The sequence below is a fragment of the Variovorax sp. MPBD4-3 genome, from assembly GCF_058809745.1.
Map to the genome: position 1 here is coordinate 122,204 of NZ_JBXASW010000007.1, position 24,371 is coordinate 146,574.

General features: G+C 68.9%; 21 protein-coding genes. 17 read left to right on the plus strand and 4 right to left on the minus strand.

All coding sequences use genetic code 11. From position 1 onward, the window contains the following. Positions 1 to 128: 128 nt before the first annotated feature. On the plus strand, positions 129 to 1,100 hold the full coding sequence (locus AC1RVW_RS06455; RefSeq protein ID WP_172839873.1) for a Bug family tripartite tricarboxylate transporter substrate binding protein: 972 nt from the start codon (positions 129 to 131) through the stop codon (positions 1,098 to 1,100). A 40-nt stretch (positions 1,101 to 1,140) separates the two neighbouring features. Here the strand turns inward: AC1RVW_RS06455 and AC1RVW_RS06460 are convergent, their stop codons facing one another. Further along, entirely contained in the window at positions 1,141 to 1,851 is a 711-nt protein-coding gene (locus AC1RVW_RS06460; protein WP_493198761.1) for a nitroreductase, read from the minus strand. A 170-nt stretch (positions 1,852 to 2,021) separates the two neighbouring features. On the opposite strand from AC1RVW_RS06460, the gene AC1RVW_RS06465 reads away from it, so the two are divergent. Genes AC1RVW_RS06465 through AC1RVW_RS06500 form a run of 8 tightly spaced genes read left to right on the plus strand, consistent with a single transcriptional unit; the run spans position 2,022 to position 10,099 of the window. Next, positions 2,022 to 3,341 (plus strand): Rieske 2Fe-2S domain-containing protein, encoded by a 1,320-nt coding sequence (locus AC1RVW_RS06465; protein ID WP_081268896.1) that lies wholly within the window; start codon positions 2,022 to 2,024, stop codon positions 3,339 to 3,341. Continuing rightward, a complete protein-coding gene (locus tag AC1RVW_RS06470) occupies positions 3,338 to 4,297 on the plus strand; it encodes a PDR/VanB family oxidoreductase (protein WP_493198764.1) in 960 nt (319 codons plus the stop codon). The genes AC1RVW_RS06465 and AC1RVW_RS06470 overlap by 4 nt, the downstream gene beginning before the upstream one ends. A 14-nt stretch (positions 4,298 to 4,311) precedes the next feature. After that, positions 4,312 to 5,046: a FadR/GntR family transcriptional regulator gene (locus AC1RVW_RS06475; protein ID WP_493198766.1), complete on the plus strand. Its 735-nt coding sequence runs from the start codon at positions 4,312 to 4,314 to the stop codon at positions 5,044 to 5,046. 53 nt (positions 5,047 to 5,099) lie between these two features. Beyond that, positions 5,100 to 6,080 (plus strand): Bug family tripartite tricarboxylate transporter substrate binding protein, encoded by a 981-nt coding sequence (locus AC1RVW_RS06480; RefSeq protein WP_081268899.1) that lies wholly within the window; start codon positions 5,100 to 5,102, stop codon positions 6,078 to 6,080. An 11-nt stretch (positions 6,081 to 6,091) separates the two neighbouring features. Further along, positions 6,092 to 7,384, plus strand: coding sequence for a CaiB/BaiF CoA transferase family protein (locus AC1RVW_RS06485; protein ID WP_409196692.1), 1,293 nt, complete (start codon positions 6,092 to 6,094; stop codon positions 7,382 to 7,384). Further along, positions 7,381 to 8,562 carry a thiolase C-terminal domain-containing protein gene (locus AC1RVW_RS06490; RefSeq protein ID WP_493198769.1) on the plus strand — a complete coding sequence of 394 codons (1,182 nt, stop codon included), beginning with the start codon at positions 7,381 to 7,383 and terminating at the stop codon, positions 8,560 to 8,562. The genes AC1RVW_RS06485 and AC1RVW_RS06490 overlap by 4 nt, the downstream gene beginning before the upstream one ends. Continuing rightward, positions 8,559 to 9,020, plus strand: coding sequence for a Zn-ribbon domain-containing OB-fold protein (locus tag AC1RVW_RS06495; RefSeq protein ID WP_493198771.1), 462 nt, complete (start codon positions 8,559 to 8,561; stop codon positions 9,018 to 9,020). Before AC1RVW_RS06490 ends, AC1RVW_RS06495 begins: the two co-directional genes overlap by 4 nt. After that, positions 9,017 to 10,099, plus strand: a complete 1,083-nt coding sequence (locus tag AC1RVW_RS06500; protein WP_493198772.1) for a CaiB/BaiF CoA transferase family protein — start codon at positions 9,017 to 9,019, stop codon at positions 10,097 to 10,099. The genes AC1RVW_RS06495 and AC1RVW_RS06500 overlap by 4 nt, the downstream gene beginning before the upstream one ends. Before the next feature lie 55 nt (positions 10,100 to 10,154). On the opposite strand, the gene AC1RVW_RS06505 is transcribed toward AC1RVW_RS06500, so the two are convergent. Next, the gene (locus AC1RVW_RS06505) at positions 10,155 to 11,267 is read right to left on the minus strand and encodes a BMP family ABC transporter substrate-binding protein (RefSeq protein ID WP_285411164.1); all 1,113 of its coding nucleotides are present in this window, start codon (positions 11,265 to 11,267) and stop codon (positions 10,155 to 10,157) included. Positions 11,268 to 11,485: 218 nt separating this feature from the next. Here AC1RVW_RS06505 and AC1RVW_RS06510 point away from each other — a divergent pair, with 218 nt between their 5' ends. Continuing rightward, positions 11,486 to 11,740, plus strand: coding sequence for a hypothetical protein (locus tag AC1RVW_RS06510; RefSeq protein WP_285411163.1), 255 nt, complete (start codon positions 11,486 to 11,488; stop codon positions 11,738 to 11,740). A 17-nt stretch (positions 11,741 to 11,757) separates the two neighbouring features. Here AC1RVW_RS06510 and AC1RVW_RS06515 read toward each other — a convergent pair whose 3' ends face one another. Then, positions 11,758 to 12,411, minus strand: a complete 654-nt coding sequence (locus AC1RVW_RS06515; RefSeq protein WP_493198775.1) for a hypothetical protein — start codon at positions 12,409 to 12,411, stop codon at positions 11,758 to 11,760. A gap of 104 nt (positions 12,412 to 12,515) precedes the next feature. Between AC1RVW_RS06515 and AC1RVW_RS06520 the strand changes: the two genes are divergently transcribed. From AC1RVW_RS06520 to AC1RVW_RS06535, 4 genes are all read left to right on the plus strand, one after another. Next, positions 12,516 to 13,769: an MFS transporter gene (locus AC1RVW_RS06520; protein ID WP_493198777.1), complete on the plus strand. Its 1,254-nt coding sequence runs from the start codon at positions 12,516 to 12,518 to the stop codon at positions 13,767 to 13,769. A 237-nt stretch (positions 13,770 to 14,006) separates the two neighbouring features. Then, positions 14,007 to 14,786, plus strand: coding sequence for a hypothetical protein (locus AC1RVW_RS06525; protein ID WP_106938165.1), 780 nt, complete (start codon positions 14,007 to 14,009; stop codon positions 14,784 to 14,786). Positions 14,787 to 14,807: 21 nt separating this feature from the next. Continuing rightward, on the plus strand, positions 14,808 to 15,377 hold the full coding sequence (locus AC1RVW_RS06530; RefSeq protein WP_493198779.1) for a hypothetical protein: 570 nt from the start codon (positions 14,808 to 14,810) through the stop codon (positions 15,375 to 15,377). 130 nt (positions 15,378 to 15,507) lie between these two features. Next, positions 15,508 to 16,758: an MFS transporter gene (locus AC1RVW_RS06535; protein WP_493198780.1), complete on the plus strand. Its 1,251-nt coding sequence runs from the start codon at positions 15,508 to 15,510 to the stop codon at positions 16,756 to 16,758. Between the two features lie 10 nt (positions 16,759 to 16,768). Here AC1RVW_RS06535 and AC1RVW_RS06540 read toward each other — a convergent pair whose 3' ends face one another. Further along, positions 16,769 to 17,656, minus strand: coding sequence for a LysR family transcriptional regulator (locus AC1RVW_RS06540; RefSeq protein ID WP_493198782.1), 888 nt, complete (start codon positions 17,654 to 17,656; stop codon positions 16,769 to 16,771). 279 nt (positions 17,657 to 17,935) lie between these two features. Between AC1RVW_RS06540 and AC1RVW_RS06545 the strand changes: the two genes are divergently transcribed. The 3 genes from AC1RVW_RS06545 to AC1RVW_RS06555 all read left to right on the plus strand — a co-directional run bounded on the left by AC1RVW_RS06545 (position 17,936) and on the right by AC1RVW_RS06555 (position 24,370). Further along, positions 17,936 to 21,478: an indolepyruvate ferredoxin oxidoreductase family protein gene (locus tag AC1RVW_RS06545; RefSeq protein ID WP_493198784.1), complete on the plus strand. Its 3,543-nt coding sequence runs from the start codon at positions 17,936 to 17,938 to the stop codon at positions 21,476 to 21,478. A gap of 97 nt (positions 21,479 to 21,575) precedes the next feature. Continuing rightward, positions 21,576 to 23,759: a sensor histidine kinase gene (locus AC1RVW_RS06550; RefSeq protein ID WP_493198786.1), complete on the plus strand. Its 2,184-nt coding sequence runs from the start codon at positions 21,576 to 21,578 to the stop codon at positions 23,757 to 23,759. Then, positions 23,756 to 24,370: a response regulator transcription factor gene (locus tag AC1RVW_RS06555; RefSeq protein ID WP_081268913.1), complete on the plus strand. Its 615-nt coding sequence runs from the start codon at positions 23,756 to 23,758 to the stop codon at positions 24,368 to 24,370. The genes AC1RVW_RS06550 and AC1RVW_RS06555 overlap by 4 nt, the downstream gene beginning before the upstream one ends. The last annotated feature ends 1 nt before the right edge of the window (position 24,371 follow it).

Consider the following 24,371-nt stretch of genomic DNA (forward strand, 5'->3'; position numbering starts at 1 on the left):
CACGAACGATGGAAGCGCTGGGCTCGGAGCCGACAGTGTGCCTGCCCGGGCAGGTGCGGATTGACCATTGTCGCAGAACTAATTATGGTTCAACCAATGCAAATCAAAGACGAACCAGGAGACATCCGATGAACCCAGCGCGCCGCCATACCCTCGCCACCGGCCTCGCCATCGCGGGGGCCGCCTCCCTGCCCTCCTTCGCCTGGGCCGACCCGGCCTATCCGAACAACGTCATCAAGTTCATCATCCCGACGGCGGCCGGCGGGGGGCACGACACCATGATGCGGGTCATCGGACAGAAGCTCACCGAGGCCTGGGGCCAGCCGAGCATCGTCGAATCGAGGGCCGGCGCGAGCGGTGCCATTGCGGCCGCCACCGTGGCGCGGGCGACACCCGACGGCTACACGCTGCTGGTCAACTACAGCGCGCTGATCAGCAACCTGGTGCTACAACCCACCCAGACCTACAAAATGTCGGAGCTCGCGCCCATCAGCATGCTGGCGCTCACGCCGATTGCCATCGGCGTACGCGAATCGCTGAACATCAAGACGCTGAAGCAACTGGTGGACCTCGCCAGGAGCAAGCCCGGCAAGATTTCCTACGGCTCGTACGGGCCCGGATCGGGCGGCAACTTCGTCGGCGAGTTGCTCAACATGACGGCGGGCATCGAGACGGTGCATGTGCCCTACAAGGGTGAAGCACCCGCGCTGCAGGACCTCATCGGCGGCCAGATCGACACGGCAGTCGTGTCGCTGGGGGGCGTTTCCCGCTACCCCGGAAAAATCCGTGCGCTGGCAGTCGCAAGCCCGAGCCGGTTTCCGCTGTATCCCGACGTGCCGACCTTCGCGGAGGCCGGATACCCCGAGGTCGTGATGCCGGGTTTCGGTGCGCTGTTTGCACCGGCCGGCACACCGAAGGCGATCATCGACAAGCTCTCGACCGAGATGGCGCGCATCGTCAAATTGCCTGACGTGGCACCCAAGCTGCTCGAACTGGGCTTCGAGCCCGCAGGGTGGGGCCCGGCCAAGCTCTCGGCCTTTCTCGCCGAGCAGCTGGAGCTGACCAAGAAGCTGGTGGCTTCCGGTCGCATCAAGCTCTGAGCGTCACTCCAGAGCCCGGGCCACCGGGCCGCCGCCTCGCTCAGTCGATCCAGCGGCTCGCTTCGCCGAGGGTGGCGCGCGAGGTGCGGAACTGGTTCGCGGGGTGCGCCGCGTCTTCGTAGCCGAAAGAAATTCCGCAGACCACCTGGCGATCTTCCGGAACGTCGAACCAGCGGTGCAGGAACTTCGCGCGCGAAGCGATGGCCGCCTGCGCAATGCTCGCGACGCCCCGCGCGCGGGCTGCCAGCATGAAGTTGCTCACGTATGCGCCGCAGTCGAGCACGCCGTAGGTGCCCAGCACCGCCTCGGTGGTGACCAGCGCCATGTGCGGCGCACCGAAGAAGCCGAAGTTCAACGCAGCCTGCCGTGCCGAGGCCTCGCGGTCGCCATGCGCGATGCCCACGCTTTCATACAGCTGGAAGCCGCATTCCCGCCGCCGGTCGCGGTACACGCCGCGGTATTCGGCGGGGGGCGCGATGTCGAAGGACGGGTCGGCCGATGCCTCCGGGGTGGCCATGGCCAGGCGCAAGCGCTCGGTGGCGGCCGCGCTGGTCACCGCGATCTGCCATGGCTGCGAGTTGCACCACGAGGCAGTGCGCTGCGCGGCCCGCAGGATGGCGTCGATCACCTCGCGCGGCACAGGCTCCGCGAGATAGCCGCGGCAGCTGTAGCGGGCGTCAAGCACGGCGTCGAGGGCGGCGGCCTGCGCGGCATTGGCGTCGTCGTGCGCATTCCTTGTCTCAGGGTCCATCGATAAAAACTCCTATGGTTGATCCATTTTAAAGGTTATTGATCTTCCAGCTTTACAGGCCCAGCTGCCGAAAGATAGCATTGGTTCTACCAATTTGGTTCTCCAAAGTGGACACACCAGAACCAGGGCCCGTGTCCGCCCCGCACCTGCTCCATAAGGAATCTGCTTCCATGCTCTCCCACGAAGACAACGAAACCCTGGTCCGCGTCGGCGCCGGCACCCCGATGGGGCAACTGATGCGCCTCTACTGGATTCCCTTCCTGCCCAGCCGCGATCTCCAGGCCGACGGGCAGCCCCAGCGTGTGCGCCTGCTGGGCGAAGAGCTGCTGGCGTTTCGCGACAGCGAAGGCCGCGTCGGCCTGATCGACCATGCCTGCCCGCACCGCGGCGCGCCGCTGGTCTTCGGGCGCAACGAAGACTGCGGCGTGCGCTGCATCTACCACGGCTGGAAGTTTGGCGTGGACGGCCATGTGCTCGACACCCCGGCCGAGCCCGCGCAGAGCCGGTTGAAGGACACGGTCCAGATCAAGAACTACCCCTGCCGCGAGCGCAACGGCATCGCCTGGACCTACATGGGACCCGACCGCGACAACCTGCCGCCGCTGCCCAACCTGGAGTGGAACCTGGTGCCTGAGGAGAACGTGTACGTGAGCTTCCGCGTGCAGGAGTGCAACTGGCTGCAGGCCGTGGAAGGCGAGATCGACTCGGCGCACGCCCCCATCCTGCACGGGCGCATCGACCAGCAGGGCGCCATCAGCGACTGGACCGCCAAGAAAGACCTGCGTCCCACCTTCGAATGCAAGCGGCAGGACTTCGGCATGAGCGTGGCTTCGAAGCGCGTGCTCGACGAGCGCACGCACTACTGGCGCGTGAACCAGTTCCTTCTGCCCTTCTACACGCTGGTACCGCCGCAGTCGCAGTATCCCGAGCTCAGCGGCCACGCCTGGGTGCCGCTGGACGATCACCACACGCTGTGCATCATGTTCTCGTACCACCCGACGCAGCCGTTCTACGAAAAGACCCGCAAGATCTTCGACAACGGCCACGCGGGCCGGGAGACCGGCCACCCGAGCGTCAACGCCTATGCGCCGCGCCCGCCCACCGAGCCCTACGCGAAGTACTGGACCAAATTCAACCTGCAGAGCGCGTTCCTCTTCAACTACGACGCCCAGACCAAGACGTGGTTCTCCGGCCTGCCCGGGTTGTGGGTGCAGGACGCGGCCTGCCAGTCGGGCGTCGCGCCGATCTACGACCGATCGAAGGAGCACCTGGGCATGAGCGACACCGGCATCGCCATGACGCGCCGGCTGCTGCTGGAAACCGTGCGCAACCTCTCGGTGCGCCAGCAGCGCCCGCCGCGCATCGAAGACCCCGACCTGCCGATGGTGCGCGCGGTGTCTCTCACACTGCCTGCCAGCGAGTCGTGGAACGATTCGGGGCGCGAGGCAATGACCGCGCGGCTGGGCGCCGACTTCGGCTACACGCCATGAACATGCCCGCTCCCATCGACCTGCGCCTGCGCCAGATCCGGCTGGAGGCGGAGGGCATCGCGTCGTACGAGTTCGTTTCGGCCAACGACTGCGCGCTGCCCGCCTTCACCGCCGGCGCGCACATCGACCTGCACCTGCCGCACGGCATGGTGCGCAGCTATTCGCTGGTCAACGCACCCTCCGACGGTGGCCGCTACGTGGTGGCGGTGCAGCGCGACGCCGAAGGCCAGGGCGGCTCTGCGTGGATGCACGCCACGCCGCGCGTGGGCGACCGCCTGCGCGCCACGCCGCCGAGCAACGACTTCGCCCTGGTGGAAGACGCGGCGCATTCCGTGTTCATCGCGGGCGGCATCGGCATCACCCCGATCATGTCGATGCTGCGCCGGCTGCGCGAGCTCGGCCGGCCGTGGCGCCTGCACTACGCGAGCCGCTCGCCGCGCGAGACCGCCTACGCCGACGCACTGCGCGCCATGGCGGGCGACGGGCGCGAGGTCGATTTCTGCTTCGGCTCTTCGCGCACCGACCGGCTCGACATCGCCGCCATCGTGCGCGAGGCGCCACAGGGCACGCACCTGTACTGCTGCGGCCCGGCGCGCATGATCGACGCCTTCCTCGCAGCGTGTGGTTCGCGGCCCGCGGCCACGGTGCACTTCGAGCGCTTCGCCGCCGCCAGCGAGGCCGCCACCGAAGGCGGCTACGACGTGGTGCTGGAGCGCAGCGGCCAGCGCCTTGCCGTGGCGCCGGGCAAGACCATTCTCGACACGCTGCTCGACCACGCCGTCGACGTTCCGTACGCCTGCACCGCCGGCGTGTGCGGCACCTGCCGCACCAAGGTGATCGCGGGCGAGCCCGACCACCGCGACGACTTCCTGAGCGCCGAGGAAAAGCAGGCCAACGACAGCATCATGATCTGCTGCTCCGGCGCGCGCTCGAAGACGCTGGTGCTCGACCTTTGAGCGGCAGGCACACCATGGCCACCAAGCTCGCCCACTCCGCCGATGCGCAGGAACCTGCCGGCAGCCACGCCGGCCAGGGCGCCATTGCCGGCATCCTGGCGTACCTGCGCGACCGCCGCCTGCAACCCGGCGACCGGCTGCCCTCGGAGCGCGACCTGGCCGAGCGCCTGGGCGTGGGCCGCAACGCCGTGCGCGAGGCGCTCGCCACGCTGGTCACGCTGCGCATCGTCGAGTCGCGGCCCAACTCGGGCATCTATCTGCGGCACGTGGAGCGCGAAGCCAGCTTCGAGGCGCTGGTGATGCTCACCGACATGGGCGGCACGCCCACGCCGGTGGAGGTGGCGGAGACGATGGAAGTGCGCGGTCACCTGGAAGTGCTGGCCGCCGGCCTCGCATGCCAGCGCCGCACCGACGCCGACCTGGAGTGCATGGAAGCCGTGCTGCGGCGTACCGAAGAAGTGCTGTTGCAACACGGAAACATCGCCGCCGCCGACACCGAATTCCATATCGCGCTGGTCGACGCCACGCACAACTCGGTGCTGGTGCGTGTGCTGCATGCCTTCTACCGGTTCACGGGCGAGCGCCGCCAGGCCATGTTCGAGGACACGGCACAAGGCAAGGCCTCGCTGCGCGACCACCGCCGGCTGTTCGAACACATCCGCGCAAGAGATTCGGCCAAGGCGCAGCTGCTCATCCTGCAGCACATGGACCGCGCCCGCAGCTACTGGTCGACCGTGCTCGGCAACTGAATCGATCTGACCCGAACCGGCCCACGCATTCACGAAAACAAGGAGACCTCACCATGAAACCCGCATTCCTCCCCCGACGCACCCTGCTGTGCACCGCGTGCATGTGGCTCGCGGCCGGCGTGTCGCCCGCGTTCGCCCAAGGCAACTACCCGAGCAAGCCGATTCGCATGATCGTGCCGTATGCCGCCGGCGGCAGCACCGACCAGCTCGCGCGCGCCATCCAGCAATCGATGAGCGAGACGCTGGGCCAGACCGTCATCGTCGAGAACAAACCCGGGGCGGGGGGCACCATCGGGGTGGACTACGTCGCGAAGGCCCCGGCCGACGGCTACACGCTGGTGTTCGGCAACACCGGCCCCAACGCCGTGGTCGGGCTGATGCGCAAGGTGCCGTACGACGAGCTGAAAGACCTGCGGCCCGTCTCCACCGTGGCCATCACGCCGATGATCCTGGCCGTGCCCGCCGACAGCCCCGCCAGGACGATGAAGGAGTTCCTTGCGTACGCGAAGAAGAACGGCACGTCCTTGAACATCGGCTCGGTCGGCAACGGTTCGCTGTCGCACCTCACGGCCGAATACTTCAACGAGGCCGCGGGCTTGAAGCTGCAGCACATTCCGTACAACGGCGGCGCGCCGATGATGACGGCCTTTGCCGGCGGCCAGCTGCAGGCCGCCTTCGTCACCGGCCTGGACGGCGCCACGCTCGTCAATTCGGGCAAGGTGCGCTACCTCGCGGTGGGCACGCTCAAGCCCACCGAAACGGTGCCGGGCCTGCCGGCCATCGCGGACGACCTGCCAGGCTTCAGGAGCTCGGCATGGTTCGGCGTGCTCGCGCCCAAGGACACCCCCCAGGACGTCATCGCCAGGCTGCAGGCCGCGGTAAGCACCGCTGTCGCGCGACCCGAAGTGCGAAAGATGTTCTCCGAGCGCAACGTCGAGGCGCGCAGCAGCACGCCGCAGGAACTCGAGAAGCTCATCCGCGACGAAATGGCGCAGTGGGGCCCGGTCGTGCGCAAAGCCAACATACAGATGTGAGAACCACCTTCATGCTTGAAAACCTCGAAACCGATTTCCCCGAACACACGCCCCGCCCCGCGGGCGCGCCGCAGGCGCTCGAAGGCATCAAGGTGGTCGACTTCACGCACTTCATCGCGGGCCCGTTCGCCACCATGATGCTGGCCGACATGGGCGCGGACGTGTTGAAGATCGAGGCCCCCGGGCGGGGCGACGACTTTCGCCAATACCCGCCGGTACACCCCGAGCTCGCCCAGGGCGCGCCCTTTCTCTGGTCGAACCGCAACAAGCGCAGCGTGGCGCTCGACCTGAAGACACCCGAAGGGCTGGAAGTGGCGCGCGCGCTGGTGGCCACGGCCGACGTGGTGGTCGAGAATTTCTCCACCGGTGTGATGGAGCGCTTCGGCCTGGACTACGAAAGCATCCGCAGGACCAACCCGGAGGTGGTCTATTGCTCGGTCTCGGCCTATGGACGCGAAGGTGCATTTGCCGACCGCCTGGGCTTCGACCCCATTGCCCAGGCCGAGAGCGGCTTCGTGTCGATGAACGGCTATGCCGACCGGCAGGGCGTGCGCGCGTTGTCACCGGTGATGGACATCAGCACCGCGATGATGGCGTCCAACGCCATACTCGGCGCACTGGTGGCGCGCGAGCGCACCGGACGCGGCCAGTCGATGGAAGTGGCGCTGTTCGACAACGCCGTGCTGATGACGGGCTACGCCACGCTGCAGCATGTGTTCAGCGGCGCCGAGCCCCAGCGCCATGGCAACACCAGCCCCGACACCTGCCCTTCGGGCGTGTTCGAAGCGCAAGACCGTTCGTTCTACATCAACTGCGGCAACAACAAGATCTTCCAGCGGCTGATGACACAAGTGATCGAGCGGCCCGACGTGGCCGACGACCCGCGCTTCGCCAACGGACGCGAGCGCTCCGCGCGGCGCGAAGAACTTTTTGCGCTCCTGGGCGAAGCCTTTGCGCTGCAGCCGTGGTCGCACTGGCAGGCGCGCATGCGCGCGGCCGGCGTGCCGTGCGGAGAGGTGCGCTCGGTGGGCGAGGCGATTCGCTCTCCGGAAGCGCGCGAGCGGCGGCTGGTCACGCGCATTCCGCACCCGGGCGTCGGCTGGGTGCCCAACATGGCGCTGCCCATTCGCTTTGGCCGCACGCCCATCGCCGACCCGGTGGCCGCTCCCACCGTCGGGCAGCACACGCATGAAGTGCTGCGCGAGGCGCTCGGCTACGACGATGTCCGGCTGGCAGGGCTGGCCCAGGCCGGCGCCTTCGGTCCACCAGCCGTGCGGCACGAGACCGCTGGCGCGCCAGCATGACGCCAAGGTCGCTGCGCGGCCGTGTCGCCATCGTCGGCATCGGCGAGACGCCCTACTACAAGCACGGGCAGTCGCCCGACGCCGAGTTCAAGCTCGCGCTGAAGGCGATCATCGCGGCCTGCGCGGACGCGGGCATCGACCCGAGGGACATTGACGGCTTCGCCTCGTACAGCGACGACCGCAGCGACGCATCGCGCCTGGCGGCAGCGCTGGGCACACACCGCCTGCGCAGCGCGACCATGCAATGGGGCGGCGGCGGCGGCGGGTGCTGCGCGGCCGTGGCCAACGGCGCGGCAGCCATTGCCGCCGGGCTGGCCGATTGCGTGGTGGTGTTCCGCGCGCTGGCACAAGGGCAGAACGGCCGCTTCGGCCAGGTGCAGGGCGTGGACACCATCTCCGGCGAGAAGGCCTACCTGATGCCCTACGGCGTGCTCTCGCCGCCGCAACGCTTCGCCATGCGCGTGCAACGCTTCATGCACGAGCACGGTGTGCGGCAGGAAGCGATGCGCGCCATCGCCATGGCCTCCTACCATCATGCGCAAGCGAACCCACGTGCCGTGATGCACGGCAAGCAGCTGGACGCAGCCACTTACGACGCCTCCCGCTGGATCTGCGAGCCCTTCCACCTGTACGACTGCTGCATGGAAAACGACGGCGCCGCGGCCATCGTGCTGGTGGCCGCCGAGCGCGCAAAAGACTTCGCGTGCAAGCCTGCCTACCTGCTCGGCGCGGCGACCGGCTCGGGCTACCGCGCAGGCGCCATTCCCCACAATGCGCCGGACTACGCGAGCGCGAGCTTCACCACGGTGGCACCCGAGCTGTACGCCATGGCCGGCATCACGCCCGCCGATGTCGGCGTGGTGCAAAGCTACGAGAACTTCACCGGCGGCGTGGCGATGGCGCTGGCGGAACACGGATTCTTCCGCCCCGACGAGGCGAACGAATTCCTCACGCTCGACAACCTGCTCGCGCCCGCGGGCCGGCTGCCGCTGAACACCAGCGGCGGCAACCTGGCGGAGTGCTACATGCACGGCTTCGAGCTGGTGCTGGAGGCCGTGCGCCAGGTGCGCGGCACCTCCACCAGCCAGGCCCGGCGCAGCGACGTGGCGCTGGTGGTCGGCGGGCCGATGGTCACGCCCGTGAGCGACCTGCTGCTGGCATCGGAGAACGTGCAGTGAACGACACGACGACCACGCACTACCTGCCGCCCGGCTTGCCGGTTCCGGTGCCGGAGCCCGACGGCCTCTCGGCGCCCTACTGGTCGGGCCTTCGCGAGGGCCGGTTGCGCGTGCAGCATTGCGCCGCATGCGGCACCTGGCAATTCGGCCCCGAGTGGCTGTGCCACCGCTGCCACGCATTCGACCCGGCCTGGGAAGAGGTGGCGCCGCGCGGGCGCATCTTCAGCTGGGAGCGTGTATGGCACCCGGCGCATGCGGCCCTGAAAGGGCGGGGTGCCTACCTGGTGGTGCTCGTCGAGCTGCCCGACGCCGGCCATGTGCGAATGGTCGGCAACCTGCTGGGCGACCCGATGCAGACAGTGGCCATGGGCGCCGAAGTCGAGGGTGTGTACGAGCATCACGCGCAAGCGCAACCGGCGTTCTCGCTGCTCCAATGGCGGCTGAGGGGTGCGTCATGAGCGGGCCTCTCGAAGGCTTGAAGGTGGTCGAGTTCGCAGGGCTCGGACCCGGTCCTTTCGCTTGCATGCTGCTGAGCGACATGGGCGCCGACGTGGTCACCATCGACCGGCCGGGCCGCAAGCTCGGCGACCGCAGCGACATCACCGGCCGGGGCCGCAGCGTGGTGCTCGCCGACCTGAAGAGCCCGGAGGCACGCGCGCAGGTGCTGCAACTCGTGGACCGCGCGGACGTGCTGGTCGAAGGCTTTCGCCCCGGGGTGATGGAGCGCCTGGGCCTGGGACCCGACGTGATCGCGGCGCGCAACCCGCGCCTGGTCTACGGCCGCATGACCGGCTGGGGCCAATACGGACCGCTGGCGCAGTCGGCCGGCCACGACATCAACTACATCGCGCTGACCGGAGCCCTGCACGCCATCGGCGCCCCGGGTGGCGCACCGGTGCCGCCGCTCAATCTGGTCGGGGACTACGGGGGCGGCAGCCTGTACCTGATCGCGGGCATCCTGGCGGCGCTGCACGAGACGAAGCGCTCGGGACGGGGGCAGGTGGTCGATGCGGCCATCACCGACGGAGTGAACTCGCTGATGAGCCTGTTCGCCAGCAGCGCACTGCGCGGAACCTTCGTCGAGCAGCGCGGCCGCAACACGCTGGACGGCGGGGCACCGTACTACGGCACCTACGCGACGGCCGACGCGCGGCATGTGTGCATAGGCCCCATCGAGCCCCAGTTCTTTGCGGACCTGTGCGAACGCCTCGGCGTGGACCCCGCCCTGCGCGATGCGCAGAACGACCGGGCGCGCTGGCCCGCTTTGCGTGCGGAGCTGGAGCGCATCTTCCTGATCCGCACGCGCGACGAATGGACTGCGTTGCTGGAAGGAAGCGACGCCTGCTTCGCGCCGGTGCTCGCACTCGGCGAGGCGCGCGCTCACCCGCATCAGGTCGCGCGCGATGCGTTCGTCGATGTGGACGGCGTGGCACACCCCGCACCAGCGCCGCGTTTTTCGCGGACACCATCGAACATTCAAGGACCGGCGCCATCGCAGGCCCAAGGCCTGAACCAGGTGCTGCGCCGTTGGGAATGATGGTGCGATCCAGCACCGGCGGCCACCGGTGGTCGCGCCACCGGGCCGACGTGTTTCAGCGCCCCACCCGCCCCTGCACGCCCTCCGCCAGCCAGTTCATCTTCAGGATCTGCTCGTCGCCCAGCTGGGCCCCCTTGGCGATCACGACGTGGCCATCGTTGTCGCGCACATCGGCCGCCACCGCACGGAACGGCTGCAGCCTGCCGGCGGCGATGTCGTTCTGGCGCGCCAGCACTTCGTCCTGCACGGCCTTGGGCACCTTGGTGCCGAAGTCGCCCACGCGGATCATTCCTTCCTTCACGCCGCCCCAGAGGCTGCCGCTTTTCCAGGTGCCGTCGAGCACGGCTTTCGCACGCTGCGTGTAGTAGCCGCCCCACTGGTGCGTGACCGCGACGATCTGCGCGTCGGGCGCGATCTTGCGCATGTCGGAGTGGTACGCGATGGCCAGCTTGCCGCGCTCCTGCGCCGCGGACATCACGGCCGTGGAGCCGGTGTGGAAGGCCACCACGTCGGCGTTCTGGTTGAACAGCGCCATCGCCGCGTCGCGCTCCTTCGGCGGATCGAACCACTCGTTGAGCCACACGACGTGCACCTTGGCACCCGGGTTCACCGAGCGCATGCCGAGCGTGAAGGCGTTGATGCCCTGCAGCACCTCGGGAATCGGAAAGCCCGCGACGTAGCCTGCCACGTTGGTCTTCGTCATGCGGCCGGCCGCGATGCCCGCGAGGTAGCGCCCCTCGTAGTAGCGCGCGTTGGCCGTCGCCACGTTGGTCGCGGCCTTGTAGCCGGTGATGGACTCGAACTTCACGTCAGGGAAGTCCTTCGCCACCTTCAGCGTCGGCTCCATGTAGCCGAAGCTCGGCGTGAAGATGAGCCGGTTGCCCTGCTGCGCGAGGTCGCGGATCACGCGCTCGGCATCGGCGCCTTCGGCCACGTTCTCGACATAAGTGGTCCTGACCTTGTCGCCGAGCGCCGCCTCGACGGCCCTGCGGCCCTCTTCATGCTGGCGCACCCAGCCGGCGTCGGTGACGGGCGTGACATAGACGAAGCCGATCTTCAGCGGGGCCTTGGGGGCCTGCTGCTGCGGCTGCGGCTGCGAAAAGGCGGGAGATAAAAAACAGGCGGCTGCCCACGCCAGAACGGCGCGGCCCGCGAGGTTTTTGTACATGGTGTTCCTCTACATGGCCCCGGAAATGCAAAACCCCGCAGCCGGCCGGGACGCCCGGCTGCGAGGGGAGCGGCATTTTAAGCCGCGGCGCCGCCCACGACGCGGCCGGGGCATTGGCCTACTTCAATGTCGGCGCTTCGCCTTAGGGCCGCGGCGCCGGGCTGCGCGAGCCTAGGGCCCAGTTTCATCACCGAGAGAAGAAAGAAAGGCCAGCCACCATGACCGCATCCACCGTCAACGACTCGCTGACCCCGCTCGATATTTCGCAAGCAGTGCTGGAGGGCGAAGAAAACCCCAACGTCGCGCGCCCGCTCTCGCCCAAGGAGCAGGCCGCAACCGGCGTAGCCCAGGAGCAGGGGCGCCGCGCACGCCTGCAACGCGCGCTTCGCAGCCCGGCCTTTGCATGGGGCGGCGCGGCTGTCACAGGGCTGGCGCTGGCGATGTTGTACGCACGCCGCACGCACCGCATCTGACCGCAACGACGATTGCGCTAGGACGAGGCGGGGTCGTGCGCGGTCTCGCCGGGCAGGCCCGCGCCAAGGCCACCACCGCCCTCCGCACCACTGCCTCTTCCTGAACCCCCGCTGCCCTTCCCTCCTCCGCCCTCGCGCGGGCCAGCACCCTTGGCCCGCACCGGGCCCTGCTTGGGAATGCCGAGATGCGGCGGGATCGGATCGAGGTCGAGCACGTCACGGATGAAAAGGCGCAGCGACACCACCAATTCCGCCGTTTCCACCGGCCGCCCCGCCACCATGTCGTTGGCGGCCCGCGCCGCGAGGCGCACCTGTTCTTCGGTGCCCAGCAGGATGACGTCCGACAGCGCAGCCTCGACCGCATCACGGATGCGCCGGCGCCGATCGGAGGCCGTGAGCGCCGATAGCTGCGCGCCTTCACGCGCGCGCAGTTCGCGCAGATGGCTGGGATCCACCGACAGGTCTCCCGTGAAAGAGCCGCCAAGCACCTTGTAGGCTGCGATCAGCGTCTTGAGCCGTTCGTTGATCTGGCGGTTCTGCCGCTCGCGCCGCTGCTGCACGCCGTGCATCACGACGAGGCGGATGCCGACCGCCACCAGGGACACCACGACGAGGCCCAGCAGCGTTGTCAGAAGGCCCTGCCAGGAACTGAAGTCGAGTGAGTTGCGCATGGTGCCGGATGATCATACGGCCGCCGCCATACAGGCCGTACCCATCATGCGGGCGGCAACCAGGTGGCGAGATCGCTGGCGGGACGAATGCGCACAATCGCGCCATGCACCCGTTCATCGAACTGCTGCGCGAACGCCGCACCGCATGCCTGTGGGCCGGCCTCGCCTTCTCCGGCTTCGGCAGCGAGCTCAACCGCATGGCCGTGCTGTGGCTCGCCATCGAAGTTGCGGGCTCCAGCGCCAGCCTCCTGCCGCTGGCACAGCACGCGGTGGTGCTGGTTGTGAGCCTGGGTGCCGGGCTCTTCGCGCACCGCCTCTCGCCAAGGGCCACGATGATCGGCACCGACCTGGTGTCGGCGCTCGTCGCGGTGCTGCCCGTGGTGCTCGCGGGCATCTACGGGCTGACGCTCTGGAGTCTCGTCGCGTCGGCAATGGCGCTGGCGGCGTTGAGCGCGCTGTTCCAGCCGGCGCTGCTGTCCAGCATTCCACATGTGGCGGGAACGAAAGAGCGGGTCCAGGGCGTCAATGCGTTGCTCGACGCCACGACGCGGCTGTCGCGGCTGACCGGCCCCTTCGCCGCCGGCCTGCTGGCCGCGGTGCTGCCGGTGCTTCACTTCCTGACCGTGAACGCCGTGAGCTTTCTCGCTTCCGCATGGGCCGTGGCCGCGATGGGCAAGCTCGGCAAGCTCGGAGAGAGGCCCGCCGCGCCCGCCCCGCCGGTGCCGGTCTCACGACGCCTGATGCAGGGTGCCACGCTCATGGTCCGGCACAAGGACATCCGCCTCCTGCTGCTGGCCAACACCGCGGTGCTTGCAGCCTGGACCATCGGCGTGAGCCTCGGCCTTCCGTTCCTGGTCGCGCAGACAGGGTTGTCGGGCCTTGGCCTGAGCGGTCTCGGCGCGGTGGCGGCCCTTGTGGCCGCATATGGCGCGGGCGACTTCCTGTCGAACTTCTGGGTGGCTGCCCACCGGCCGGCGCGGCTGGGCCGCTTCATGTTCAACGGCTACGTCGTCCTCGGCGGTGCGCTGGCGCTGGTGCCACTGCCGTTCTGGCTGCTGCCGCAGGCCGCATGGCTGCCGTCGATGATGGCCGCGGCCTTCGTGTCGGGCCTGGGCGGGCCGATGTTCTTCATTCCCATGATGACCTTCCTGCAGACACGGCTCGAAGGCGCCGAACTCGCCAGCATCATCCGCCTGCGCCTCGCGCTGACGGCCGCGGCCATGATGGCCGGCGCGGGGCTCGGCGCGCTGCTGTTCGGCGAGCTCGGGGCGGCTGTCACCGTGGTCATGGCAGGCGGGCTCATCGCGCTGGTCGGCGCATGGGGCAGCCTGTGGCACCCTGACGTCGGCAATTCGTGAACAAATTCACAGAAGCGTCCACCTCGACCCGCGCAGCCACACTGCTGTCAGTAACGATCCTCTGACATTTAGATACGTTAAGTTACGATTGTGCGGTCAGGCCCTGGTCAGTTCGGCCACCGGGCCAAGTCTTACCCCAGCACAACGAACGGAGTCCCGGTGATTGCTGTCAGCGGCGCATTGCAGCGCAAATTCGAACCCTCCCCTGTCCGGCTGGAGTCCCGCAGCGGCTCTTCCATGCGTACCCTCTGCTGCGTCGTTGCCATCTCGGTGTTCGTCAGCGGCTGCGCCACGGCCAACATCACCTACACACCGCGCCCCAGCCAGGACACCGCGCAGACAATCAAGTACACCGACGGGGTGGGTACGCTGACCGAGAAGGACGAATCGCGCGAGCTCTTCGTCTACTCGCGCTTCAAGATGCAGGGCCCGACCCAGCCGACTTTCACGCTGGGTTACGCGAACAACACGGCCGCGCCCGTGAACTTCAGCACCGACAACGTCAAGGCCTATTTCCGCGGGGCGCCGGTGCAGATCTACACCTACAGCGAGCGCATTGCCGAGATCCAGTCGGAGAAACAGGCCAAGCAGGTGGCGCTGGCCATCATCGGCGGACTGGCCGCCGGCGCGGCGGCCTATGGTGCCTCGCGCCAGACCTACCGCCAGAACTACTCAGGCTCGGTGGTCGGCCGCCACGGCATCACGAGCTTCGCCGGCACGAACACGGTGCGCGTCTACGACCCCGTGGCCGGCATGCTGGCCGGCGCGGCCGTGGGCGGCGCCACGGTGCTGGGCATCCGGCAGATCGAATACAACGCGGAGAGCCAGGAGCAGTCGGCCAACTCGATCCTGCAGCTGAACACGGTGGAGCCGCTGCAGATGGTGACGGGCGACCTGGTCTTGAAGAACTGCTGCGACCCGAACCCCCGGCCCGACGACGTGATCCGCCTCGAGGTGACGGCGAGCGAGAAGACTTCGGTGTTCGAGTTCGTGCGCTCGCAAGTCAAGACCCGCTGAAAATCCCCGGCCACAGCCGCCATGACGTCACCCCTGCGCCTCGATTTCGATTTCGCGCCGCTGCCGAACACGCCCACGCTGCCGAAATGCACGGTCGTGAGCGCGGCAGGCTATGCCTTCTTCAGAGACGAGAACGTCGCGCTGGCCTTCGGCACGACCTGCGTGGCCGTGGCAGTGGAAGGCCGGGAGCCCGTGGCGGTGCCCTACTTCGAGCTGGCCGAACTCTCGCTCGGCAATCACGCGATCACGACGACGGGGCACACCTACCCGGACTTCGGCCTGTTCGGTGGCCTGCTGTCCGGCGGCTCCACCAACAAGGAGGTCACCAGCTCGACCACGCAGCCGAGCGCCCAGACCTTCATCTCGCTGGTCACGCACGTCGGCGAGCTGCACCTGCTCTTCACGGGCCTGTCGCCGGCCGTGTTGCGCATGTTGCTGGCGGAGGCGTTCACCGTCTGGCGCCAGAACCAGCCGGACTGGCTCGAGAAGCGGCGCAAGTCCGTCGATGCCTACGTCGATCCCATCGTGCAAGGCGACGATTCCGTTCTTCTCCGAGGAATGCCCCAAGTGCCAGGCACTGTTCGGGCCTGACTCGGCATGGCAGGTCCGGCCGCTTTGACCTGAGCAGGCCGCCGCTGCGCGCCCTTCCCGCACGGCGATGGGCCCCGCCGCCAATCGGCAGGCGCGCCATCGCCCGCGCCGTCACACAATGGGCCCGCCCATGACGAATCCGACGACCCCGGACGCCGCCGCAACAGAAGCAGCGGACACCGCCACCGACACCCACTGGCAGCGCAACCTCGCCGTGTGCATGTTCGGCTCCTTCACCACCATCATCGCGATGACGCTGCTGCTGCCGTTCCTGCCGCTGTACGTCGAGCAGCTGGGCGTGAAGGACCATGCGGCCATCGTGCAATGGTCGGGCGCGGCCTACGGCGCGACCTTCTTCAGCGCCGCGCTGGTGGCGCCGCTGTGGGGCCGGCTGGCCGACCGCTATGGCCGCAAGCCGATGCTGATCCGCGCGAGCCTGGGCATGTCGGTGGCGATGGCGCTCATCGGCATCGCGGGCAACGTGTGGCAGCTCGTCGGCCTGCGGCTGCTGGCCGGTCTGCTCGGCGGCTATGCCTCGGGCTCGATGGTGCTCGTGGCCACGCAGACGCCCAAGGCGCGCACCGGCTGGGCGCTGGGCACCATGTCGTCGGCCATCATGGCGGGCAACCTCGTGGGCCCGCTGGTGGGCGGCGTGCTGCCGCCGCTGATCGGCATCCGCGCGACCTTCTTCGCGGCGGGCGCGATGATCTTCGTGGCTTTCCTGGCCACCGCCTTCCTGATCCGCGAGGAAAAGAGAACTCCCGCCGCGTCGAAGCAGCGCGGCGCGGCCGAAGCCGGCTGGGCCGCGGTGCCCGACAAGCGGCCGCTGGTCGCGATGCTCTTCACCGGCATGCTGCTGATGCTGGCGAACATGTCGATCGAGCCGATCATCACGGTGTACGTGGCCACGCTGGTCGAGGACCCGAACCGCGTGACGATGGTCGCCGGCCTCGTGATGTCCGCGGCCGCGCTGGGCAGCATCCTCTCGGCCTCGCGCCTCGGCAAGCTGGCCGACCGGGTGGGCCATTGGAACGTGATCGTCGGCTGCCTCGCGGTGTCGGCGGTGCTGCTGGTGCCGCAGGCCTTCGTCACCTCGGGCTGGCAGTTGGTGGTGCTGCGCTTCCTGATGGGGCTGTCGCTCGGCGGGCTGCTGCCGTGCATCGCGAGCGTGATCCGCCACAACGTGCCCGAGCGCGTGGCCGGCAACATGCTCGGGTACTCGACCTCGGCGCAGTACACCGGCCAGGTCGCGGGGCCGCTGCTCGGCGGCTTCGTGGGCGGGCACGTGGGCATGCGCGCCGTGTTCCTCGGCACCTGCGTGCTGATGGCCGCGGGCGCCGGGTGGAACTGGCTCGCGAAGCGCCGGCAGCCGCCGGGCTGACCGCCATGCGCTAGGGAATGCCGCGCGCCAGCAGGTGATCGACCAGGCGGCGCTGCGGAAACGTCAGCGCCTCCTGCCGCGTGCAAAGGTACATGCGGCGCGAGGCCCATGCGTCGCTGAGATTGATGAAGCGCAGCTTCATCTCCTTGCGATAGGCCACGGCGGCGCCCTCGGGCAGGATGCCCACGCCCATGCCCGCCTCGATCATCCGGCACACGGCCTCGAAGCTCTTCACCCGCACACGCAGTCGCAGCACCTTGCGCGCGCTCATGGCGGCGTCTTCCATCGTGCGGGAGATGGCCGAGTCGTCCTCCAGCCCGACGAAATCGAAGTCGAGCAGCTCCTCGAAGGACACCTCGCGCCCGCGCCACGGATGCTTCTGCCGCACGATGGCCACCAGCCGGTCGGTGCGGTAGGGAATGAAGTTGAGCGCGGGGTCGGCCGCCTCGCTGGTGATGACGCCCACGTCGGCCTGCCGGTCGCGGATGGCCTGCACGATGTAGACGCTGCGGTGCTCCTCCACGCTCACGCGGATCTCGGGGTAGCGCACGCGGAAGCTCGCCACGTCGTCGGGCAGGAACTGGCCCATGGCCGAGGCATTGGCATGCAGGCGCACGCGGCCGGTGGCGCCCTGCGCGTAGTCGGACAGGTCGGCGCGCATGCGGTCGACGTCGCGCAGGATCTGGCGCGCATGCATGGCCAGCGACTCGCCGGCGCCGGTAGGCGTCACGCCCTTCGACGTGCGGTTCAGCAGCGCCACGCCCAGGTGCCCCTCGAGGATGGCCAGGCGGCGGCTCGCGGCCGACAGCACCATGTGGCTCTCGGCGGCGGCCTTCGACAGGCTGCCGTGCTCAATGGCGCGCAGGAAAAGCGCCAGCGAATCGAGGTCGGGTCTCATCGGGTTCTCGTCGTTCTGCGGGGCCGCCATTGTGCGGCCGGCTTGTGCGGCCGGCGCGGCGCCGGAGCGCCGACGAAATCCTTTCGGCCGGATGCCGCAGAAAAAGACAGATCTTCTGCAAACCCTGCCAGCCGGCAAAAACGAAGAAGCACTTTCCGCGCGCGCGGCGGAAGAATCGTTGCTGCCTCGCCGCCTACCCCGGCGGGGCGTTTCGCAGGCCGGCACCCTACCGGGGCCATGCCCGCATTCCACGAGTCCTACCCGGAGTCTTTTTCTGTCATGGCATCCCACGAACTGGCCAGCGTTGCGCTGGACGACAAATACACGGCCACCGAAGGCCGGATCTACCTCAGCGGCATCCAGGCACTGGTGCGCCTCATGCTCGTGCAGAAATGGCGCGACCGGAAGGCGGGACTGAACACCGCGGGCTTCGTCTCGGGCTACCGCGGCTCGCCGCTCGGCGGCCTGGACGAGGCGCTCTGGAAGGCACAGCCGCAACTGGAAGCCAACGCCGTGAAGTTCCTGCCCGGCGTGAACGAGGAGCTGGCCGCCACCGCCGTCTCGGGCACGCAGCAGGTGCACCTGACCGGCGAGGCCGCGGTCGATGGCGTCTTCGCCATGTGGTACGGCAAGGCGCCCGGCGTCGACCGCTGCGGCGACGTGTTCAAGCACATGAGCCACGCGGGCACCTCGCCCAACGGCGGCGTCCTGCTGGTGGCGGGCGACGACCACGGCGCTTCTTCCTCCACGCTGCCCAACCAGAGCGACCACCTGTTCGCGGCCTCGATGATCCCGATGCTCTATCCGCAGAGCGTGGAGGAGTACATCGAACTCGGCCTGCACGGCTTTGCGATGTCGCGCTTCGCCGGCCTGCCGGTCGGCTTCAAGGCGCTGGCGGACACGGTCGAGTCGTCGGGCTCCATCGCCGCCGGTGCGCTCGACGTGCACACGCGGCTGCCCTCGGACTTCGTCTTTCCGCCAGGCGGCGTGCATGCGCGCCTGTCGACCGACACGCTCGGCGTGCAGGCGCGCAAGCAGGAAGCGCTGATGCAGGACTACAAGATCTACGCCGCCATCGCCTATGCGCGCGAGAACCGGCTGAACCGCGTGACCATCGATTCACCCAAGGCACGCCTGGGCATCGTGGCCTCCGGCAAGTCGTACCGCGACGTGCTGGAGGCGCTGGAAGAGCTGGGCATCGACGCGGACGAAGCCGCGCGCATCGGCATTCGCCTCTTCAAGGTGTCGATGCCCTGGCCGCTGGAGCCCGATTCGATCCGCGAGTTTGCCGACGGGCTCGAAGAGATCCTGGTGGTGGAGGAAAAGCGCCAGATCGTCGAATACCAGCTCAAGGAGCATCTCTACAACTGGCGCGAGGACGTGCGCCCGCGCGTGATCGGCAAGTTCGACGAACAGGGCGAATGGGGCGCGCATCCACGCGGCAAGTGGCTGCTGCCGGCCACGGCCGACTTCTCGGTGGCGCAGATCGCGCGCGTCGTTGCCGCTCGCGTGGCGCGCTTCCACACCAGCGACCGCATCCGCATGCGGCTGGCCATCCTCGACGCGAAGGACGTGGTGCTCGGCAAGGCCGTGGCCACGCCTTCGCGACCGGCCTGGTACTGCTCGGGCTGCCCGCACAACACATCGACCAAGGTGCCCGAAGGCAGCCTCGCGCTCGCGGGCATCGGCTGCCATGTGATGGCCACCGCCATCTACCCCGAGCACAACAAGACCACCACGCACATGGGCGGCGAAGGCGCGCCCTGGCTGGGGCAGGCATGGTTCTCGAAGCGCAGGCACGTGTTCGCGAACCTGGGCGACGGCACCTACTACCACTCGGGTTCGCTCGCCATCCGCGCGGCCGTGGCGGCGGGCGTGAACATCACCTACAAGATCCTCTACAACGACGCGGTGGCCATGACGGGCGGCCAGCCGGTCGACGGCCCGATCACCGTGCCGCGCATCGCGCACCAGATGGCGGCCGAGGGCGTGAAGCGCCTCGCGCTGGTGGCCGAGGACCCGACGCGCTGGGCCGATCGCAGCATGCTGCCGCCAGAGCGCGATGGCTTCGTGCTCACCGTGCACCACCGCGACCAGATGGACACGGTGCAGCGCGAGCTGCGCGAGTTCGAGGGCGTGTCGGTGCTCATCTACGACCAGGTCTGCGCGGCCGAGAAGCGCCGCCGGCGCAAGAAGGGCGAGTTCCCGCAGGCCGCGCGCCGCGTGTTCATCAACGACGCGGTATGCGAAGGCTGCGGCGACTGCGGCGAGCAGTCGAACTGCACGGCGCTGCTGCCGAAGCAGACCGACCTGGGCCTCAAGCGCAGTGTGGACCAGAGCGCCTGCAACGCCGACGAATCCTGCATCAAGGGCTTCTGCCCGAGCTTCGTGACCGTGGAAGGCGTGAAGCCGCGCAAGCAGGCGCCCGTGGCCGCGAAGGCCGCGGCCGAGGAAGCACCGCTGCCAGAGCCGAAGCAGGCCGCGCTAGACGGCATGCACAACATCCTGATCACCGGCATCGGCGGCACGGGCGTCATCACCATCGGCGCGCTGATCGGCATGGCGGCGCACCTCGAGGGCAAAGGCGTGAGCGTGCTCGACATGACGGGCATGTCGCAGAAGAACGGCTCGGTGACCTCGCACGTGCGCATCGCGCGCGACACGGCGCAACTGAAGGCGCAGCGCATCCCCACCGGCGAAGCCGACCTGATCCTGGGTTGCGACATGCTCACGGCCGGCGCGCCCGACGCCATCGCGCGCATGCGGCCGGGGCGCACCTATGCGCTGGTCAACACCTTCGAGCAGCCGACCGGGCACTTCGCGCAGCAGCCCGACTGGCAGTTTCCGGCCGCGCAGGTGCGCGCACTCATCGAGGAGTCGGTGGAAGGCCGCGCCGACTTCATCGACGCGACGCAACTGGCGACGCGGCTCATGGGCGATGCCATCACGGCCAACCTGTTCCTGCTGGGCTTCGCGTTCCAGAAGGGCTTCGTGCCGCTGTCGGCGCAGGCGCTGGACAAGGCCATCGAGATCAACGGCGTGGCCGTGAAGGCGAACCAGGCGGCATTCCGCTGGGGCCGCAAGGCGGCGCTCGACCTCGCGGCGGTGACGCGCGAGGCCTCGCCGCAAAAGGTCGTGGCGTTGCAGCGGCCGCAGAGCTTCGAGGCGCTGGTGAAGGACCGCACCGCCTTTCTCGCGTCGTACCAGAACGCCGCCTATGCGCAGCGCTATGCGGAACTGGTCGAGCGCGTGCGCGTGCTCGAACAGCGCGAGCGCGGCGGCACCGTGCTGGCGAAGGCCGTGGCCTCGGGGCTGTTCAAGCTCATGGCCTACAAGGACGAGTACGAGGTCGCGCGGCTCTACACCGATCCGCGCTTCATGGAAAAGCTCAACGAGCAGTTCGAAGGCAAGCCCGTGCTGCGCTTCAACCTTGCGCCGCCGGTGCTCGGCCGCCGCGATGCCGAAGGCCGCGCGGTGAAGAGCAGTTTCGGCCCATGGATGATGCGCGCGTTCCGCGTGCTCGCGAAGCTGCGCGGACTGCGTGGCACGGCGTTCGACGTGTTCGGCCGCACGGCCGAGCGGCGCATGGAGCGCCAGCTGATCGAGGACTACCGGGCCATGGTCGAGGACCTGCTGGAGCGCTTCGACCGCATCGACTTCGACAGCGCGCTCGCGCTGGCGCGGCTGCCGGAGCAGATCCGCGGCTTCGGGCATGTGAAGGAAGAGAGCGTGGTGGCCGCGCGGGTGCGCTGGCGGGCGCTGGCCGGGCAGCTGGAGCGCGGCACGCCGCAGCGGCAGCCGCTCAGTGCCGCCGCCTCATGACGACAGGGCGGTAACGGCGGCCGGCGGCAGGATCCTGCCTCCCGTGCCGATCAGGGCAAAATTCCGGTCGCCGCGCCGGCCGGCGCCGTTTTTCTCCATGCCGCCCACCACGCCCGAACCGCCAGAACCGTCCGCGCCCCCGCCTCGCCCGCGTCTGCGCTACCGCAGCGTGGCCGCATGGACGGCCGCCTGCGCGCTCGCGCTGCTGCTGATCGGCCTGGCCGGCCAATGGGCCGCCGTGCGCGAGGCGAACTTCCAGGCCGACTCGATCCGCCGCGCCATGGAAGTGCATGTGCTCGGCCTGCGCGACTCCGCCGGCAAATACAGCTACCTGCCCTTCACCACCGGCCTGCACCCCGAAGTGCTGGCCGCGCTCGCCCACCCGCAGGACGCCGCCGTGAAGCAGCGCGCCAATCTCTACATCGAGGAAGTGAACCGCCAGGCGGGCTCCGACGCGCTGTACCTGAGCGATCTGCAAGGCCTCACGCTGGCCGCGAGCAACTGGAACACGCCGCAGAGCTTCGTCGGCGAGTCCTATGCCAACCGGCCCTACTTCCGCGATGCGCGCGCCGGCCGCAGCGGCCTGTTCTACGGCCTCGGCCAGACGACCGGCGAACCCGGCCTGTTCATCTCGGCACCGGTGCGCCCGGACGGCGGCGCGGTGCTGGGCGTGGTGACTGTCAAGGTCAGCCTGCGCCAGCTGCAGGAGGCCTGGACCTTCGTGCGCGACCCGATCCTGCTGACCGACGCGCGCGGGATCGTGTTCCTGAGCTCGGTGCCGACGTGGATGTACCGGGCCACGCGCACCTTGTCGCCCACCGACGTGGAAGGCATTCGGCGCGACCAGCAGTACGGCGCGCGCACCGATTTCCCGCTGCTGCCGTGGCAGCTCGAGCGCGGCGGCGACCAGCCCGGCTACCTGGTGCGCACCAGCATCGGCGGCAAGACACGCCGCTTTCTCGCGGTCGACGAGCCTCTGCCCGACCTCGGCTGGACGCTGACGGTGATGGCCGACCACGCCGAAGTCGACCGCGCGCGCGAACGCACCTGGATGCTGGGCCTGCTGGTCGCGGGCGTGCTGCTGCTCGGCGGCCTGTACTGGCAGCTGCGCGAACGCCGCTTCGCAGAGCAGCGCGACGCGCGCCGCGACCTGGAGCTGCGCGTGCGCGAACGCACCCACGCACTGGACGAAGCCCACGCCTTCCGCAAGGCAATGGAAGACTCGCTGCTGGTCGGCATGCGCGCGCGCGACCTCGAAGGCCGAATCACCTACGTCAATCCGGCCTTCTGCGAGATGACGGGCTATGGTGCCGACGAGCTGCTCGGCCGGCTGCCGCCCTACCCGTACTGGCACCCCGACGACGTGCCCCGGCACTGGCACCACTACGACGCCATGATGAGCGGCCAGCCGGCGCGCTCGGGCTTCGAGTCGCGCCTGCGGCACCGCGACGGGCGCGAGGTGATCACCATGGTCTACACCGCGCCGCTGATCGACGCCGACGGCCGGCACAGCGGGTGGATGAGCTCCGTGGTCGACATCACCGAGCAGAAGCGCGCCGAGCTGCGCCAGCGCCAGAACGACGAGCAGCTGCAGCACGCCCAGCGCCTTGCCAGCCTCGGCGAAATGGCATCCACCCTGGCCCACGAGCTCAACCAGCCGCTGATGGCGCTGAGCAACTTCGCGAGCGCGGCCAAGGCCTTTGCCGAGCAGGGCAACCAGGCGCTGCTGGTGAGCAGCCTCGACGAGACCATGGCGCAGGCCCAGCGCAGCGCCGAGATCGTGCGGCGCATCCGCGGCTTCGTGCGCCAGCGCACCGTCGGCACCGAAGACTGCGCCGTGGCGGCGCTGGTGACCAACGTGCTCGCGCTGCTGCAGGGCGAGATGCGCCAACGCCAGGTGCGCGCCGAAGTGCGCGTGCCCGCCACGCTGCCCCCGGTGCGCGGCGACCGCGTGCTGCTCGAGCAGGTGCTGCTCAACCTGCTCTCCAACAGCCTGCAGGCCATGCAGGCCACGCCGCAGGACCAACGCGTGGTGGAAATCGACGCCGAGGTGCTCGACGGGCGCATGCGCATCCGCATTGCCGACCACGGCCCGGGCATCGATGCCAGCCTGGCCGAACAGGTGTTCGCGCCCTTCTTCACCACCAAGGCCGGCGGCCTGGGCCTGGGGCTCAACATCTGCCGCACCATCGTCGAAGCCCACCGGGGCCGCCTCTCCTTTGCCGACCGGCCCGGCGGTGGCACAGTCTTTACCCTTGCGCTGGAAATCTCACCGCCATGAACGCTCTTGCCAACAACCTGTGCATCGTGGACGACGACGAGGCCGTGCGCCGCTCGCTGGGCCTGCTGCTGCTGTCGCGCGGCTATGCGGTGCAGACCTTCGCCTCCGGCGAGGCTTTCCTCGAAGGCGCCGACCTTCAGCGCGCGGGCTGCGCCATCCTGGACCTGCGCATGGAAGGCATGAGCGGCCTGCAGGTGTTCGACGCGCTGCGTGCACAGGAAAGCCCGCTGGTGGTGATCTTCCTGTCCGGCCACGGCGACATCCCCATGGCGGTGGAGGCCGTGCAGAACGGCGCCTTCGGCTGGCTGGAGAAACCCTGCAGCGACGAACAACTGCTCGACAACATCGCCCGCGCGCTGCGGCAGGCCGGCGAGAACGCCGTGCGCCGGCAGGCACGGCAAGCAGCGCAGGCGCTGTGGGACAAGCTCACGCCGCGCGAGATGCAGGTGGCCCGCCTCGTGGCCGAAGGCAAGCCCAACAAGCAGATCGCGCTGGAACTCGCCCCGCTGGAGCAGCGCACGGTGGAGACGCACCGGGCGCATGTGTTCGCGAAGCTGGGGTTGTCGAACAGCCACCAGCTCGATCGGTTTCTGCGGGAGCATGCGCTTTGAC